Origin of the sequence: Paenibacillus sp. GCM10023250, assembly GCF_042653205.1 — a bacterium.
In the GTDB taxonomy this organism is placed as follows: domain Bacteria; phylum Bacillota; class Bacilli; order Paenibacillales; family Paenibacillaceae; genus Paenibacillus_Z.
Genome location: NZ_JBHSHY010000071.1, coordinates 1 through 15,877, shown reverse-complemented (window position 1 = coordinate 15,877; position 15,877 = coordinate 1). Strand labels below are relative to the sequence as shown.

General features: G+C 65.6%; 12 protein-coding genes. 4 read left to right on the top strand and 8 right to left on the bottom strand.

The window, feature by feature from the left end:
- Both ACFPB1_RS26835 and ACFPB1_RS26830 read left to right on the top strand, forming a co-directional pair.
- The coding region (locus tag ACFPB1_RS26835; RefSeq protein ID WP_379229272.1) for a futalosine hydrolase at positions 1–614 on the top strand (614 nt) is incomplete at its 5' end.
- 4 nt (positions 615–618) lie between these two features.
- Positions 619–1,452 carry a 1,4-dihydroxy-6-naphthoate synthase gene (locus ACFPB1_RS26830; RefSeq protein ID WP_379229271.1) on the top strand — a complete coding sequence of 278 codons (834 nt, stop codon included), beginning with the start codon at positions 619–621 and terminating at the stop codon, positions 1,450–1,452.
- Between the two features lie 565 nt (positions 1,453–2,017).
- Here ACFPB1_RS26830 and ACFPB1_RS26825 read toward each other — a convergent pair.
- On the bottom strand, positions 2,018–2,875 hold the full coding sequence (locus ACFPB1_RS26825; protein WP_379229269.1) for an MBL fold metallo-hydrolase: 858 nt from the start codon (positions 2,873–2,875) through the stop codon (positions 2,018–2,020).
- Positions 2,876–3,132: 257 nt separating this feature from the next.
- Between ACFPB1_RS26825 and ACFPB1_RS26820 the strand changes: the two genes are divergently transcribed.
- Positions 3,133–4,077 (top strand): NAD(P)/FAD-dependent oxidoreductase, encoded by a 945-nt coding sequence (locus ACFPB1_RS26820; RefSeq protein ID WP_379229268.1) that lies wholly within the window; start codon positions 3,133–3,135, stop codon positions 4,075–4,077.
- Between the two features lie 56 nt (positions 4,078–4,133).
- On the opposite strand, the gene ACFPB1_RS26815 is transcribed toward ACFPB1_RS26820, so the two are convergent.
- From ACFPB1_RS26815 to rlmN, 7 genes are all read right to left on the bottom strand, one after another.
- Positions 4,134–4,694 carry a hypothetical protein gene (locus ACFPB1_RS26815; protein ID WP_379229267.1) on the bottom strand — a complete coding sequence of 187 codons (561 nt, stop codon included), beginning with the start codon at positions 4,692–4,694 and terminating at the stop codon, positions 4,134–4,136.
- A 77-nt stretch (positions 4,695–4,771) separates the two neighbouring features.
- A complete protein-coding gene (locus tag ACFPB1_RS26810) occupies positions 4,772–6,238 on the bottom strand; it encodes a DEAD/DEAH box helicase (protein ID WP_379229265.1) in 1,467 nt (488 codons plus the stop codon).
- Positions 6,239–6,377: 139 nt separating this feature from the next.
- Positions 6,378–7,163, bottom strand: a complete 786-nt coding sequence (locus ACFPB1_RS26805; RefSeq protein WP_379229264.1) for a GNAT family N-acetyltransferase — start codon at positions 7,161–7,163, stop codon at positions 6,378–6,380.
- A 215-nt stretch (positions 7,164–7,378) separates the two neighbouring features.
- Complete coding sequence (locus tag ACFPB1_RS26800; RefSeq protein ID WP_379229263.1) at positions 7,379–10,393, bottom strand: alpha-mannosidase; 3,015 nt, start codon at positions 10,391–10,393, stop codon at positions 7,379–7,381.
- Between the two features lie 237 nt (positions 10,394–10,630).
- On the bottom strand, positions 10,631–11,908 hold the full coding sequence (locus ACFPB1_RS26795) for a GntR family transcriptional regulator (protein WP_379229262.1): 1,278 nt from the start codon (positions 11,906–11,908) through the stop codon (positions 10,631–10,633).
- A gap of 611 nt (positions 11,909–12,519) precedes the next feature.
- Positions 12,520–12,987 (bottom strand): transcription elongation factor GreA, encoded by a 468-nt coding sequence (gene greA / locus ACFPB1_RS26790; protein WP_379229261.1) that lies wholly within the window; start codon positions 12,985–12,987, stop codon positions 12,520–12,522.
- 189 nt (positions 12,988–13,176) lie between these two features.
- Positions 13,177–14,238, bottom strand: coding sequence for a 23S rRNA (adenine(2503)-C(2))-methyltransferase RlmN (rlmN, locus tag ACFPB1_RS26785; RefSeq protein WP_379229260.1), 1,062 nt, complete (start codon positions 14,236–14,238; stop codon positions 13,177–13,179).
- A gap of 337 nt (positions 14,239–14,575) precedes the next feature.
- Here rlmN and ACFPB1_RS26780 point away from each other — a divergent pair.
- On the top strand, positions 14,576–15,877 hold a 1,302-nt coding region (locus ACFPB1_RS26780), incomplete at its 3' end, for a phytoene desaturase family protein (RefSeq protein WP_379229258.1).

The window sequence follows — 15,877 nt, the reverse complement described above, 5'->3', positions numbered from 1 at the left end:
CCGCCGCCGAAGCCGCGCCCGCGCCGGACGCGGCCGGGGGCGACGCGAAGCCGCCGCGCGCCGGCGGAGATGCCGCGGGCGTGCCGGCCCCATCCGCGCGCTTCGCGGCCGCGGGAGCCGACGGCTACGCGCTCGTCGTCAGCGCCGGCATCGCGGGCGGCTTCCCTGGGCGGGCGCCCGTCGGGTCACTCGTCGTCGCGACCGCGCTCGTCGCGGCCGACCTCGGCGCCGAGACCGCGAGCGGCTTCGCCGGCGTGGACGAGCTCGGCTTCGGCTCCGCGCGCCTCGCCGCCGACGCCCGCCTCGCGGGCGCCCTGGCCGCGAGCCTCGCCGCGGCCGGCCTGCCGGTGAGCACCGGACCCGTGCTCACCGTCTCGACCGCGACGGGCACAGCCGCGACCGCCGCGGAGCATCTGCGGCGCGTGCCGGACGCGGCAGCCGAAGCCATGGAAGGCTTCGGCGCGGCGGAGGCCGCGCGGCAGTTCGGCCTGCCCGCGCTCGAGCTGCGGGCCATATCCAACGCCGTCGGCCCCCGCGACCGGGACGCCTGGCGGATCGGCGACGCGCTCCGCGCGCTGGAGCGCGCCAGCGAGATTTTGAAAGAGGTGCTCTGATCTTATGAAAATCGCGTATTCTCCTTGTCCCAACGACACCTTCGTCTTCCATGCGCTGACGCACGGCCTCGTGCCGGATGCGCCCGCGTTCGACGTCACGTACGCCGACATCGACATCACCAATAATTGGGCCGCGGCCGGCGAAGGCCCCGAGGTCCTGAAAATCTCGTACGCCGCGCTGCCGTGGGTGCTGGACGACTATGCCCTGCTGCCGTGCGGCGGCGCACTCGGCCGCGGCTGCGGACCACTCGTGCTGACCAAGGACAAGCTCGCCTCCCCCGCCGAGCTCGCGGGCAAACGCGTGGCCGTGCCGAGCGAGCGCTCGACCGCATACCTGCTCTTCCGGCTGTGGGCGGCGCAAAGCATCCCGGGCGGCAATCTCGACATCGTCGTCATGCCTTTCCACGAGATCATGCCGGCCGTGCGGGACGGCGCCATCGACGCAGGGCTCGTCATCCACGAAGCCCGCTTCACGTACCAAAACTACGGCCTGAGCCTGCAAACCGACCTCGGCAGCTGGTGGGAATCCGATACCGGCCTGCCGATTCCGCTCGGCGCCATCATCGCCCGCCGCTCTCTGGACGCGGCTTCGCTGTCGAAGTGGATCCGCGCTTCCGTCGACTATGCCTGGGCCCATCCGGAAACGTCGCAGGCTTACGTGATGGAGCACGCGCAGGAGATGTCCCCGGACGTCGCCAAGCAGCATATCGCGCTGTACGTCAACGAATTCACCGCGAACCTCGGCGCGAGCGGCTACGCCGCCGTCGAATCGCTGCTCGGCCGCGCGATGAAGGAGGGCCTCGTACCGGCCTTCGACCTCGCTAAGCTGCGCGCCTAAGGCGGACGGACGGCTCGTCGCGCAAGTCCACCTCGGGACGCTCGCGTGTTCGCGCCAAGGCCGCCGATCGTGCCGCTTCGCGCTGACCGCGGTCCGCGCACAGGCGCCTTACCTGCGCGCCCATACCTGACCCTCGATCCGCGATCGGTCCGCAGACCTGTCACCCGCGTGCTATGCGCCCGGCCGCGAGGCGGTTGCGACCAGACGCTTGCGCACGACATACCGCGCACACATGATACGGCGCATACACGCTTCGCGCATAATCAAAAAGGCATCCTCCTTACGTCCGCTCAGCCGCGACGTCGGAAGATGCCTTTTTACGTGCCGTTCGGCAGTCCGCCGCCCGTGCCGCATCGAGCGGCCACTATCGCCCGCCTGCACCCGAGGCGCGAGAGCCCGGCCTTTCGGCCTCCAGCGCAACGCCCTGCGGAGGGCTGCCCGCATCCGGGCGATCCGGCGCCCGCCTTCGCCCAAAACCGCAGCCCGGCTGTCCACTTCGTTTCACAGCATGTCTTTTCCGCTCATTTCACTTCCGTTCCTTCCGTTCGCTTCATGCCACTCGCCCTTACGGCCGGCCGCCCGCTTCCCGCTCCTCCCGGAGCTCCCGCTCGAACAAGGTTTGGTTCCCCCGGTGGAACTTGCGCAGGTTGCGCGGAAACCGGCAGCCCGCGATCAGCGCGTCGATCCCCGCCTGGTCGCCCGCCCGCACGGCCGCCCGCATCGCGGCGATGTACGCAAAGTCAGCGGTTTGCCGCCGCTTCATCTCCGCGCGGTCCGTCGTCGAGCTCCCGTGGCCCGGAATCAGCCGCGTGACCGCATGCGCCTCCAGCATCGCGTCCAGCTTGGCGATCGACGTTTCGTACAAGCGGCTGTCGTGGTAAATATACGGAAACTCGATATCCGACCAGTAATCCCCCGCGAACAGCAGGCCGAGCGGCTCCACGACGGTATACAACCCGTCGTCATTATGCCCCGGGGACTGGTAAAACGTCAGTTCGAGCGAGCCCGAAGCGCCGAGGCGCAGCCGCTGCCCGTCGCCTTCGATCGCGTGCGTCACCGCCGGGTAGCGGATCTCGTAGCCGCGCTCCAGATAGTAGCTGTCGTCGAACGCCCGGATCTGCTCCTCGAGCTCCGCCTTGGCTTCGGCGCTCTTGCCGGCCAGCGCGGCCGAGGCGATGATTTCCGCGTCCGGAAACGCCCCGTACCCGATAATATGGTCGTAATCCGAATGCGTGAACAGCACGTACTTGCGCTTGCCGTTCACGGCCGCTTCGTCGGCGTAACGCCGGATTTCCTCGACCTCCCCCGGCAGCCAGCACGGGTCGACGATGAGCACCGCGTCCTCGCCTTGAACGACGGCCGAGGCCGTCTTGTATAACGCGCTCTCGAAGAGCGTGAGCGCGCCTTTTCGCATTTTAATCATCGGTCCGATGCCGCCTCCGATCGTTTCGTATATAATCCTCCCGGCTTCGCGGGCGATGCCGCGGCCCTCTTATGTCTACGATACCGTGCCCGTCCCGAAAAAGCCATCCCCGGCCCGGCCAGCCCGCCCCGATCGGCCGCGGCGCCTCTACATAGAACGGCCGATATCCGCCACACTAAGGAGTGGAATGCTATGGAAACGAGCGGCCGGCCGCAAACCGCCGCCCTATCTTGACCGACAAAGGAGCACCGCACCTTATGACCTACGACTGCATCATCGTCGGCGGAGGCCTCGCCGGCATGCAGGCGGGCATCCAGCTCGGACGCTACGACGCGCACCGCGTGCTCATCGTCGATTCCGAGGACGGCCGTTCCACGCTGTGCCGCAGGTACCGCAATTTCCTCGGCTACCCGGACGGCGTGTCCGGGGAGGAGCTGCGCCGCGCGGGCCGGCGGCAGCTCGGCGAATACGGCATCCTCGTCGCGCGCGACACGATCCTGGCGGCCGAGCACGTGGAGTCCGGCGCGGAAGACGCCGGCGCGTTTCGCCTGCGTGGCGCGAACGGCGCCGTCTACGAGACGCGCGCCATGCTGCTCGCTACCGGCGTCATGGACCGCCTGCCCGACTGGCCGGGCCTGCGGCCCTGCCTCGGACTGACCGTCTTCGTCTGCCCCGACTGCGACGGCTACGAGATCCGCGGCCGCGAGACGCTCGTGCTCGGCCGCGGCGACGTCGGCGCCCAGATGGCGCTCACGCTGCGCCAATGGACCGGGCGGCTGGTCTATTTGCGCCAGGAGGACGAGGCGCATCCGCTCGGCCCGGATCTGGCGGCGCGGCTCGACGCCGCCGGCATCGCGCACCGGATTGCCCCGGTGCGGGCCATCCGCGCCGCGGGCGACGGCGTCTTCCAGACCGCCGTCCTGCAAGACGGCACGGAAGTCGCCGCCGACCGCGCGTTCGTCGCCTTCGGCGGCAACGAGGTGCGCTCGGGGCTCGCCGAGCAGCTCGGGGCCCGCATGCACCCGAACCGCCACGTCTGGACCGATCCGCGCACGAAGCAGACGACCGTCCCAGGGCTGTGGGCCGCGGGGGACATCGCCTTTCACTCCGAGCAGGCGACCGTCGCCATGGGCGAAGGCGCGCAAGCCGCGATTTGGATTCACAAATCGCTGTCCGGCCTCGCGGAAAAGGAGCGGCATTGAGCCGCTCCTTTTCCTTGTAGTGCCCGCTGGCAGCAGGCGCTCCGATGAGGCGTTCGTTACGCCGCCTTCTTCATTTCATAGAAATTACCGTCCCACAGAACAAGCAGCGTATTGGCGTCCTTCACTATGAAGAAGTGGCCCATACCCGTCCCGTCGCCGATCGTGACCGTCTTGACCGAATCCGCATCGATGCCGAGATCCTTCGGCTGCACCCTTAATTCGCTGACGAAATCGTCCTTCGCCAGCTCTTTTTCGTTATATTCCGGCTTTTGAATCTCGTCCTTGCCGAAAACCGCTTTGTCACTCGCATAAGTCGCTTTCGTGCCGATCATGCTGTCGTCCGGCGACGTCGATACCGCCGTGGATCCGGCGACGCCCGTCACGGTCCAATCGCCGAAGTAGGACGGCGACGTGGCGGATTCGTCCGCCGGCGCATTCGCGTTGGCCGCGTTGGACGCGCCGGAATTATTCGTGCCGTTCGAAGCGTTCGATGTATTCGTCGCGTTCGAGCCGCCTGAGGCGTTCGAGGCCGCGGAATCGTTGGAATTCGCATTGCCGCAGGCGCTGACCGCCAGAACGGATGCAAGGACGACGGACGTAAGAAGCCATTTTTTCATTGTGGGTACCCTCCATGTTATCGCAAGCTATGTTCACCTGTTAGAACGCGTCCGAAGCCAATAAAGTTGCAGCGGGGCTACTCGTCTTTTTTCGCCTCGTGCACCTTCAGCAGTTTGCCCTTCACCGTCGTCGTCTTCATGGCGCGCAGCACCAGCGGTCCCTTGCCGTTCAAAATATCGACGAACGTCGCGTTGTCCTGAATTGCGATGATGCCGATGTCCTCCGCCGCGACGCCCTCGAGCTTCGAGATCGTGCCGACGAAGTCGACCGCGCGCAGCTTCTTCTTCTTGCCTCCGTTGAAATACAGCTTCACGATGCCGGCGCCGAGCCGATCCCGCCGGTCCGGGAGCGGCGCCTCCGCGGCCGCGAGCTTGCGGTCGAACGCCGCCCGCGCCGCTTCGACCGCCTCGCTCGAAGGCGCCTCCGCCCGCGGCAGCGCGAAGCCGAGGTAGTGCTCGATCTCGGTTAGCCGCCGCTCCTCGCGCGGGGTCGCGAACGTGATCGCCTCGCCCGCCAGCCCTGCGCGGGCCGTCCGCCCGATACGGTGAACGAATTTCTCGCTGTCCATCGGCAGGTCGTAATTGATGACGTGGGTGACGTGCTCGACGTCGATGCCCCGCGCCGCCAGATCGGTCGCGATCAGGAAGCGGAACGCCCGGCGCCGGAACGCGTGCATGACCTTAAAGCGGTCGTCCTGGTCCATGCCGCCGTGCAGCTTGCCGCACGGATAGCCGCTTGCGCGCAGCTCGCGGTAAACCGCGTCGACGGCTTCCTGCGTGGCGCAGAAGACGATGCAGCGGTCCGGATTTGCCGTCACCGTCACGGCTTTGAGCAGCGCGGGCTTGTCCCGCTCCTGGGCGACATACAGCTTGTGAGTGATCCGCTCCGCCGCCACGCCGCCCGGCGCGGCGATGTCCAGGTGCAGCGGGCCGCGCAGATGCGTCCGCCCGAGCCGCTCCACGTCCTCCGGCAGCGTCGCCGAGAACAGCAGCGTCACCCGGTCCTTCGGCAGCGCCGCGATGATCGCCTCCACCTGCTCGGCGAAGCCGCGGTTCAGCATCTCGTCCGCCTCGTCCAGCACGAGAAACCGGATCCGCTCCACCTGCAGCGTGCCGCGCCCGATATGGTCCAGCACGCGCCCCGGGGTGCCGACGACGGCGTGGACCTTCTGCTTCAGCTCGGTCTTCTGCGCCGCGAACGGCTGCTGGCCGTAGAGCGCGACCGCCTGCAGCCGCTTGAACCGGCCGAAGCCGATGAGATCCTCTTTGACCTGTCCCGCCAGCTCCCGCGTCGGCGTCAACACGAGCGCCTGCGGGCGGTTCTCCGCCCAGTCGATCAGCTCGCAGAGCGGGATGCCGAACGCCGCGGTCTTGCCGCTGCCCGTCTGGGCGCGAACGGTCAAATCCCGGTGCGCCAGCACCTGCGGGATGACCTCCCGCTGCACCGGCGTCGGCTCGTCGTAACCGAGGCTGCCGAGCGCCCGCAAAATCTCCTCGCTGAGCGCGTATGCGCGAAACTGCCCCTCTTGTTTCTCCACTACCATCGTCTGCCAATCTCCTTCACGCGCTAGCATGCGCATTTCGCTTTGCCTATATCATGGAAAAAGCCGAGTCTTGTATCGTACCAAGATCGGCTTTTGGCTCAGAAGTTAAACTTTATTCGTTTTTTTCCGGCGCGCGCGATCAGCCTGCGTAGATTTTGAACGTCATTTCTTCCTTGAAGCCGACCTTCGGATACACGCCGGCCCCCATGGCAGTCGCGTGGATAACCGCCCATGCCGCGCCCTTCGCCTGCACGTCGCGCACGACATGGTCAAGCGTCGCCCGGGCGAAGCCGCGTCTGCGGTGAGCCTCCGGCGTCGCGATATTATAGATGCCCGCCACGTCCCCCTGCGTGAACGTCGTGATCGTCGTGACCGGCACCCCGTTCATGTAAGCCAGGTAATGCTGCACATAGGCCGTATCCTGATTGGGTCCGTCCACGAATACCTTGGAGAAGAGCTCCGCCATCGGCTCGGGAATCCCGAAGCCCGCCAAGATCACCTCGCGGTACTGCGCGATCTCGCGCGGTTCCCGGATCGCCCGAACCTCCAAGCCCGGAATGCCGGCCTCCCCGGAAGTCCAGTTCGCAAGCGAAAGCGCCATGCCCGCGATGCTGTCCACCTGCTTGAAATCATTGGCGGCCAGTGCCCGGTCGATGACGTCGTCCGGCTCGTGGGAATACGTCACCCAGGCCAATTTCTGCCCGCGTTCGCGATACAGGGACGCCAGAGACTTCATCTCCTCGGCCGGATCCGCATCTGCCGAATCGTTGTACGTAAACACGCTGTTGAACAGCCCGAAAGGGATATCGGATTCGAATCGTTGAATGCGATCCGTCTGCACGAACTTGGATAATCCGCTTAAAGCCCCCAGCCTGTCGTAAGCCAAGATCATATTGTCCCGAATCTTATCTTGAATGGTCGACATGAATAATCCTCCAACTTGTAAAATTGTCCCCATAATAGCCCATACGTCGCTGTAGCACATGCCCAACCTATACTCGGTCCGGATATCAGTCCATTTTAACGTACGGAGCAGACTTCGTGTCAAGCGGCCGCAGAGCCGTATCTAATGGAAAAAGCCCCGGCCCTCCCCTGAAGGGAAGTCCGGAGCCTGCCGTATTGTTGTCCTTGCTCGATCGCTTATAAATGCACTTTCACCGTCTTGATCTCGAATGGTCCGAACGCGAGGTCGTAGCCGCCCGCTTCCGCCGCGGTCAGCGCTTCCGTCTCCCGCTCCATCAGATCGGCCAGCGCGGCCGACTCATGGGCGAGGCGAACCTGCAGCCGCGCCGACGCGTTCGCGCCCGACGTCTCGTACAGCCGCACGATGAGGGCGTTCTCGTCCTCCGCCTTCTTCACCGCTTCGATCATGACGCCGCGGCCGTCCAGCTCGAGCGCCGAGAACCGGTCCGCCGGCAGCGCGCCGCCCGCCGAACCGCCGGCCGGCGCGGCCGCGAGCGGCGAGTTGAACGCGTAGCCCGCCTTGTACACCTCGGCCGCCACGAAGTCGCCTTCATGCGGCAGCAGCGCGTAATCGAACCGGTGCTCCGCGCGGTCGCAGACCGGGTCCGGGTACGACGGGCTGCGCAGCAGATGAACGCTGATCGTGTGCCCGCTCGCGCTGTAGCCGTATTTGCAATCGTTCAGAATCGCGGCGCCGAAGTCCGGCTGCGACAGGTCGATCCACTGATGCGCGCAAATCTCGTCCTTCGCGTAATCCCACATCGTGTTGCGGTGCGTCGGGCGCTTCAGGTGGCCGAACTGGATCTCGCAGTTCGCCGCATCGGTATAGACGTTCAGCGGGAAGATCGCCCGCAGCATCCGGCCGTTCTCCTGCCAGTCCGCTTCCGTGGCGAACGCCAGCTGCTTGCTTCCGGCCGTCAGCGACACGCGCTGCACCAGCGTCGAGCTGCCGTAGGCATAACGCTGCTCCACGACGGCCTGCGGCCCGTCGACGAACGCGCGCGCGCCCGTCAGCGTCATGCGCTCCGCGCCCGCCGCAGCGTAATCCTCGGGGAAGTCCCATGCGTCGCCGTTGTCGGCGTAGACCGCCAGCACGTTCGCCGGCTCGCCCGGCGCAAGCACCTCGCGGCGCAGCGTTTTGTCGTAGACGGAGCTGATGCTGCCGTCCGCGAGGAACGTCACGCGAACGAGCTCGTTCTCGAGCACGTCGTCCGCCGCCCGAAGCTCGAACGCCGGCAGCGCCTGCGGCGCCGCCGCGTCGACGACCGCGTAGCCCATCGCCGGCACGGTCACCTCGCGCCAGCTGCCGTCGACCGCGTTCGTCCATTCCGTGCGCGCCCACGGCAGCGAGTTGAACACGACCGCCGCGCGCTCCGCGCCCGAAGGCGCCATGGCCGCCGCCGCGTCCCGGTAAGCCGCGGCCGTCAGCTCGTTCACGCGGGCGAGCAGCGCCTCGTACCGCGCCAGCGATTCGTCGAACACCCGGGTGATCGACGAGCCCGGCAAAATATCATGGAACTGGTACAACAGCACTTCCTTCCAGATCGTCTCCAGCTCCGCGGCCGGATAGGCGCCCGTCCCGGACGCGTGGGCGAGCGAAGCCGCGAACTCCAGCTCGCGCAGCGCCTTCTCGAGCTTGCGGTTGAACCGCTTGTTGCGCGCCTGGCTCGTCAGCGTGCCCTGGTGCTTCTCGAGGTACAGCTCGCCCTTCCACGTCTTGTAGCGGCTGGCGTTCTCGCTGAGCTTGTCGAAGAACGCGATGGCCGGCTCCTGCTTCACGGGAATGAGACCTTGCAGGTTCTTCACGCGGGCCAGCCGCTCCAAATGCTCCTCGCCCGGACCGCCCCCGCCGTCGCCGATGCCGAACACGACGAGGCAGTGGTCGGAGACGTTTTTATCATAATAGTCCCGCTCCGCCTTCAGGACGGACCGCGGCAGCGCCGGACCGTTGTACGTATCCTCCGGCGGCAGATGCGTCAGCACGCGGCTGCCGTCCAGCCCTTCCCAGAAAAACGTATGGTGCGGATGGTCGTTATGCACGCTCCACGACAGCTTCTGCGTCATGACGTAATCGACGCCGGAGAGCTTAAGCAGCTGCGGCAGCGCCGCCGAGTAGCCGAACACGTCCGGCACCCACAGCATGCGCATGTCGAGCCCGAATTCCTCCTGGAAGAACCGCTTCCCGTACAAAATCTGCCGCACGAGCGCTTCGCCCCCGGAAACGTTCGTATCCGGCTCCACCCACATCGCGCCCTGCGCCTCCCAGCGGCCCTCGGCGATGCGCGCCTTGATCTGCGCGTACAGCTTCGGATGCTGCTCCTTCACCCACTGGTACAGCTGCGGCTGGCTCGCGCCGAACACATAGTCGGGGTACCGCTCCATGTTGCGCAGCACCGTCGCGAACGTCCGCGCCCCTTTGCGGTACGTCTCGCGGATCGGCCACAGCCAGGCGAGGTCGATGTGCGCGTGGCCGACCGCCGACGCCGTCATCGTCGGGTCGCCGCCGCGCTTCGCAAGCTCGGCGCCCAGGATGCGGCGCGCTTCCGCGACCGCCTCGTCCGACGGGCGGCGCAGCAGGAGATGTACGTCGTACAGCGCCTGCACGATGCGCGACGTGCGCGCGGACTTGTCGCCGGCGTGCTCGGCGTAATCGAGCAGCACCTCATAATCGTAGTACAGTTGGCGCACGTCCTCATGGCAGATCGCGATGTCCGCTTCCTTCACCGTTCCGCTCCGGAAGAAGCCGAACAGGTCGTTGTTGCCCGCGTCGCCCCACAGGTCGACGGCTTCGCCGCCGCTGGCGCGCTCCGCGAACCGGAACACCCGCTTGCCGGGCAAGCCGAGCGACAGGTCGAACTCCGAGTTCACGTTCGTGAGCCCTTGAAGCGGCGTGCCTTCCTCATCGAACAGGCACAGCTCCCCGTTGACGTCGATCAGCAGCACGACCGGCAGGCCCGCTGCCGTCTCCGGGACCGTTCCGCGGAAATGAAACCATGCGCAGTCCCACCGCTCGCCCCATCTGTCGCCCGGCTGCAGCTCCAGCCGTTCGCCGGATTCGCGTTCCGCGAAGACGACCGGCTCCTTCGTGGCGTACGCCGTCATCGCCAGCGGCGCGACCTTCGTATAAATCCGCGATTCGATACCCCGCAGCGTCTGGCGGAGTACCTCCATATTAATCGGTGTATGCGGCATTTGATTCCGTCATCCTCCCTTGGCTCTCGATAGATATGACATAATAATATATTATATATGTATAATAGATCAATTGGTTTTGCAAAAATAAAAAACATGCCTCCGCTGGAAGCATGTTCCGCGGCCCTCGCTTCTCCTAGCCGCCCCGTTCCGCTTGTCGCCTTCGTTCCTCCCGGCGCCCGGCTTGCCGCCCGCATTCCGCTTCGCCCGCCGCTCTCCCCGCGCCGTCCGGGACGGTCACCGCGCTTCCGGCGCCCGCCCCGTCGTCCCGCGCACGACCAGCTCCGGCTTCAGCACGATGTGGCTGTATGCTTCGGCGCCTTTCCTTCGCTTGCCGACGATGTCCAGGATCAGCTCGCCCGCGCTCCGGCCGATGCCGCCTTCATGCTGGTCGATGTACGTGAATATCCCCTGCTCGTCCAGCAGGCCGCGGCTCGGGTTGTCGAACGTCACGACCGACAGGTCGCGCGGCACCTCGAGCCCCGCCTCCTTGGCCAGCGCCGCGATATGCAGGCCGAGCGTGCTGTTCAGCGCGATGTACGCCGTCGCCGCGCGGCTCGCGATCGTCCGCACGAGCGGATGGTCCGGCCCCGTCTCCCCCGGCTCGACCGTAAAATCCGTCAGCAGCAGCGCCGGATTGATCATGCCGCCGTTCTCCTTGAGCGCGTTCATGTAGCCGTTCACCCGGTCGTCGACCGATGCCGTCGACAGCGGCGTATCCGCGCAGATCGCGATGCTCCGGTGCCCGAGCGCCCACAAATGGTCGACCGCCAGCTTCGCCGCCAAGGCGCCGTCCGCGTTCACGGTGTGCGTCTCCACGCCCGGCAGGTAACGGTCGATCAGCACGAACGGGTAGCCGTTCATCTTCAGCGCGATGATTTCCTCATTGTAGACGTTCGCGTCCACCGGGAAAATAATGAATCCCTCGACCGTCTCCCGCAGCTCGCGGATGAGCTCCTTCTCCCGCTCCTTGTCGTTGAACGTGAACAGCGCGAGAAGCGAATAGCCTGCGGCCTCCAGCGCATCCCGGATGCCCGACAGCAGCCGAATAGCGAAATAATCGCCGATAAACGGGATGACGAGGCCGATCCGCGGCCGTTCCGACGGCTGCTCCGCCTCCGCTCCATCTAAGCCGGCGCCCCGCTGCGGCAAAGCCCGCCCATCCCCGGCGTCCTGCCCGTCCGCACCGTTCCCCGCTGCGGACGAGCCGCCGAGCGCACCGAGCGCGTCGAGACCAATGTCGCCGCCCGCCGTCTCCGCCGCCGCGGCCGCATAGCCGCTCTCGTCCTCCGGCACGCCGCGCACGAACGTGCCCCGCCCCGGCACGCGGTGGATCCACCCGTCGCGGGCGAGCTCCCCGAGCGCGTTCGCAACCGTAATGCGGCTGACGTTGAAATGTTCGAGCAGCTCCTTCTCCGCGGGAATCCGGTCCCCCTCGCGCAGGCGTCCGGCACGAATCGCCTCCTTGAAATGGCTCTGAATGCGTATATATAGCGGTTTTCTGTCCATATACATCGTTGCAGCCCTCCGCAAGGTTTTTTATATATTCAATATATCATATATGTGTGGAATTTTGTTGGAAAGTTGTCTTCCCCAGTTTTTTACAGATTCCGATTCAGAATGTAGAATGGACGCAAAACAGGGCGAAAAAGAGGGAGGGCATGTAAGGTTTTGTGGAAATCGGCCGAACGAAGGCCATAAAAAAGCCGCCGAGCGCGAAATCGGCGGTGCGGGAGAGGAGTCTGGCCGGACCGGCTGGAGATGGAGGATGGCCGATGTGGCGAATAGAGGCTGCGTGTCGACCGTGCAAAAATGCGTGGAGACCCGATTCGGGCATGGTACAAGGACTACGATGGTGGTCGTGACGGGGGATCGGTGAACGCCGGGGTAAAGACGGCAGCAGATTAGGAGAGGTGGCGTAAGGGACGGTGACGCAACTGATGGGAGCTAACTCACGGACGCGAGGTCGATGAAGCACAGCGGTCCGGGAGGGATCCCGTACAGGGGAGACGGGCCGGACCCCATAAAAAAGAGGGAGCGCCTGAGACGCCCCCTCCATATGCCGCCGCCGCGAGCGGAAAGTCCGCCTTCGCACCCGACGAAGCGCCGCGCGCTGCATCCGACGGCTACTTGATTTCCAGCAGTTCGTATTCGATGACGCCCATCGGCGCGTTGACGCTGATCCGCTCGCCGACCTTCTTGCCGAGCAGCTCCTTGCCGAGCGGGCTTTCGTACGAAATCTTGTTTGCCCCCACGTTCGCTTCGGCCGGCGCGACGATCTGGTATTCGATCTTCTCGTCGAACTCCACGTCGTGCAGCACGACCGTTGCCCCGATCTGCACACTGTCGAGGCTGCCGCCTTCGACGACGCGGGCCGTGGCGAGCATCTTCTCCAGCACCTGAATGCGCGTCTCCATGAACGCCTGGTCTTCTTTCGCCGAATGGTACTCGCTGTTTTCCTTGAGATCGCCGTAGCTGATGGCCAGCTTGATCCGCGCCGCAAGCTCCTTGCGCTTGACGTACTTCAGATCGTCCAGCTCCTCCTGCAGCTTATCGAAGCCTTCCTTGGTTAAAATCACTTGTTCGCCCGCCATGTCAACCGCTCCCGTTTATTCGTATTAGATAACTCCATCTTACCCGATTACCGCTTGTTTGTCCGCGCCGAACCACAATTGCACCATCTTGTCAGTGTTGACCAAAAATCCGCCGACTATAAGAGCGCGCGGCAAAAAGCACCCTTCTACGGGTGCCTGGCCGTCGTTATCCCCGCCGCCGCGCGGCCGCTAGCCGGAAGCCTTCAGCTGCTTGCTGCGCAGCTGCCCGCAGGCCGCGTCGATGTCGGTGCCGTGCTCGAGGCGGACGCTGACGCTGACGTTCTGCTTCTTCAGCGTATCATAGAAGCCGCGGATCGCCGACTGCTCGCTGCGCTGGTACTGGCTGTGCTCGTCGACCGGATTGTACGGAATGAGGTTCACGTTCACGTTCGGGCGGCGTTCGCCGATCAGCTCGGCGAGCTCCAGCGCGTCCTCCTGCCGGTCGTTGACGCCGCGCAGCAGGATGTACTCCAGCGTGATGCGCCGCTTGTTCTTGCTGATGTAATAATCGATCGCCGCCATCAGCTTCTCGATCGGAATCGCCCGGTTGATCTTCATGATCCGCGTGCGCAGCTCGTTGTTCGGCGCGTGGAGCGAGATCGCGAGATTGACCCCGAGGCCGCGGTCGGTGAATTCGATAATCTTGTCGGCCAGTCCGCTCGTCGAGACGGTAATGTGCTTCGCGCCGATCGCGAGCCCTTTATGATCCTTGACGATGTCAAGGAAGTCGACCAAGTTCTCGAAGTTGTCGAACGGCTCGCCGATGCCCATCACGACGATGTGGCTGACGCGCTCGCCCTGTCCCGCGGCGTCGAGATAGAGCTGTACTTTCATAATCTGCTCCGCGATCTCCCCTGCGGACAGGTCCCGGCTCTTGCTCAGCAGCCCGCTCGCGCAGAAGCTGCAGCCGATGTTGCAGCCGACCTGCGTCGTCACGCAGACGGACAGGCCGAATTTGTGCCGCATGAGCACGGTCTCGATCAGGTTGCCGTCCTGCAGCCGGAACAGGAACTTCACCGTGCCGTCGGCGGATTCCTGCCGCGTGTGCTCGGCCAGCGTTCCGATCGCGAAATGTTCCGCGAGCAGCGCGAGGCAGTCGGCGTTCACGTCCGTCATCGCCTCGAACGACGTCACCCGGCTCCGGTAGAGCCATTCCCACGTCCGCAGCGCCCGCGAAGGTTTATGTCCGCGCTCGCGCAGCCATTCGGTCAGCTGCCCGAGCGTCAATCCGTATATCGAAGGTTTGTTCATTTCAGGTCCTCTCTTCGCACGTTACCGCGTATTCCTATTTATTCTCCCAAAATTCAAAGGGGAATACAAGGGCGGGGAAGTTTTGCCGCTTGGCGAAAAAAAGCCCCCGAATCGGCATCCCGTTCTCGGCTCAAAGGCTTCTCTTCATCCTATGGTCCCGCCGGCAAAATAGTACGGGTAGCGCACCTTCTCCCGCAGCCGCCAGGCGCGCGCAGACGTCCGCCATGTATGGTACAGTGGATGAAAACGGGCCTCCGCGATTTTTTTCGGCGCGGCTGTCACAGACCGCGCTCCTTCCACGTCCTATATGCAACTTGCGAATGAGGAGGCGGTTGCGATGCAACACGCGGAAACGATTGTGATCGGCGGGGGATTGGCAGGCTTGCTGACGGCGATCGAGGTGGCGAAGGCCGGCAAATTAACGGTGCTGCTGGAGAAATCGGCGCATGTCGGAGGGCGGGCGATCTCCGTGCGCAAGAACGGCGCGTATCTGAATCTAGGGGGCCACGCGCTTTATCGCGGAGGCGAGGCGTTCGCGGCGCTGCGGCGGTTCGGGATCGAGCCGAAGGGAGACGTGCCGGGCGCGGCGGGAGCGGTCATCTGGAAGAACGGACTCGTGCCGCTGCCGGCCGATCCATATCGGCTCCTGACCTCGAAGCTGTTCCGGTTCGCCGGCAAAATGGAGCTGGCCCGCCTGCTCGCGCGGCTCGGCAAATTCGACGGCGCCGGACTCGGCGGCGTATCGCTCCGCGAATGGGCGGAGGGCGAGGTGCGCGACCCGATGGTGCGCCATCTGTTCTACGCGCTGTGCCGGACGGCGACGTACAGCCGCGACATCGACCGGCAGCTCGCTTCGGCCGTGCTGCGCCAAGTGCGGCTCGCCCTGAAGGACGGCGTGCAGTACCTCGACGGCGGCTGGCAGAGCATAACCGACCGGCTGCGCGAGCTTGCCGTCCGCAGCGGAGTCGCGATCCGCACCGGCGCGGGCGTCGCCGCGATCGCGCACGAGGACGGCGCCGTGCGGGGCGTGACGCTCGCGGACGGCGAACGGTGGACGGCGGACAGCGTCGTCAGCGCGCTGCCGCCGGGCGATACGTTCCGGCTCGTGCCCGGCGCCGAACGCACGGCGCTGCTGCGCTGGAAGGAAGACGCCCGCCCCGTGACGGCGGCCTGCCTCGACCTCGCGCTCGACCGCCTGCCTGCGCCGGGACGGGATTTCGTGATGGGCCTCGACCAGCCGTTCTTGTTCTCGAACCACTCGCGGGCGGCAAAGCTGAGCGACGACGGCACGGTCGTAACGCATCTGATCAAATACAACCTCCCCGGCGAGCGCGATCCGCGCGCAGACGAGGAGGCGCTGCAGCGGACGATGGAGCTGCTGCAGCCCGGCTGGCGGCAGCATGTCGTCGCCAAGCAGCTGCTGCCGGGCATCACGGTCGTGCACGACCAGCCGCACGTCGGCCGGCGCGATCCCAAGCCCGGACCGGCCGTGCCGGAGATTCGCGGCCTGTACGTCGCCGGCGACTGGGCGAGCCACGGCGAGCAGCTCGCCGACGCGGCGGCGGCCAGCGCGGCGCGCGCCGCGGCCCGGCTGCTCGCCGACGCGCTGACGGGCGCCGCGGCGGGCCCGGCGTTCGCC

Bases quoted from the DNA above. Each gene is read 5' to 3' on its own strand.
- greA (WP_379229261.1), bottom strand. From the start codon at position 12,987: ATGGCGGGCGAACAAGTGATTTTAACCAAGGAAGGCTTCGATAAGCTG.
- ACFPB1_RS26820 (WP_379229268.1), top strand. From the start codon at position 3,133: ATGACCTACGACTGCATCATCGTCGGCGGAGGCCTCGCCGGCATGCAG.
- rlmN (WP_379229260.1), bottom strand. From the start codon at position 14,238: ATGAACAAACCTTCGATATACGGATTGACGCTCGGGCAGCTGACCGAA.
- ACFPB1_RS26825 (WP_379229269.1), bottom strand. From the start codon at position 2,875: ATGATTAAAATGCGAAAAGGCGCGCTCACGCTCTTCGAGAGCGCGTTA.
- ACFPB1_RS26805 (WP_379229264.1), bottom strand. From the start codon at position 7,163: ATGTCGACCATTCAAGATAAGATTCGGGACAATATGATCTTGGCTTAC.
- ACFPB1_RS26795 (WP_379229262.1), bottom strand. From the start codon at position 11,908: ATGTATATGGACAGAAAACCGCTATATATACGCATTCAGAGCCATTTC.
- ACFPB1_RS26810 (WP_379229265.1), bottom strand. From the start codon at position 6,238: ATGGTAGTGGAGAAACAAGAGGGGCAGTTTCGCGCATACGCGCTCAGC.
- ACFPB1_RS26815 (WP_379229267.1), bottom strand. From the start codon at position 4,694: ATGAAAAAATGGCTTCTTACGTCCGTCGTCCTTGCATCCGTTCTGGCG.
- ACFPB1_RS26830 (WP_379229271.1), top strand. From the start codon at position 619: ATGAAAATCGCGTATTCTCCTTGTCCCAACGACACCTTCGTCTTCCAT.
- ACFPB1_RS26800 (WP_379229263.1), bottom strand. From the start codon at position 10,393: ATGCCGCATACACCGATTAATATGGAGGTACTCCGCCAGACGCTGCGG.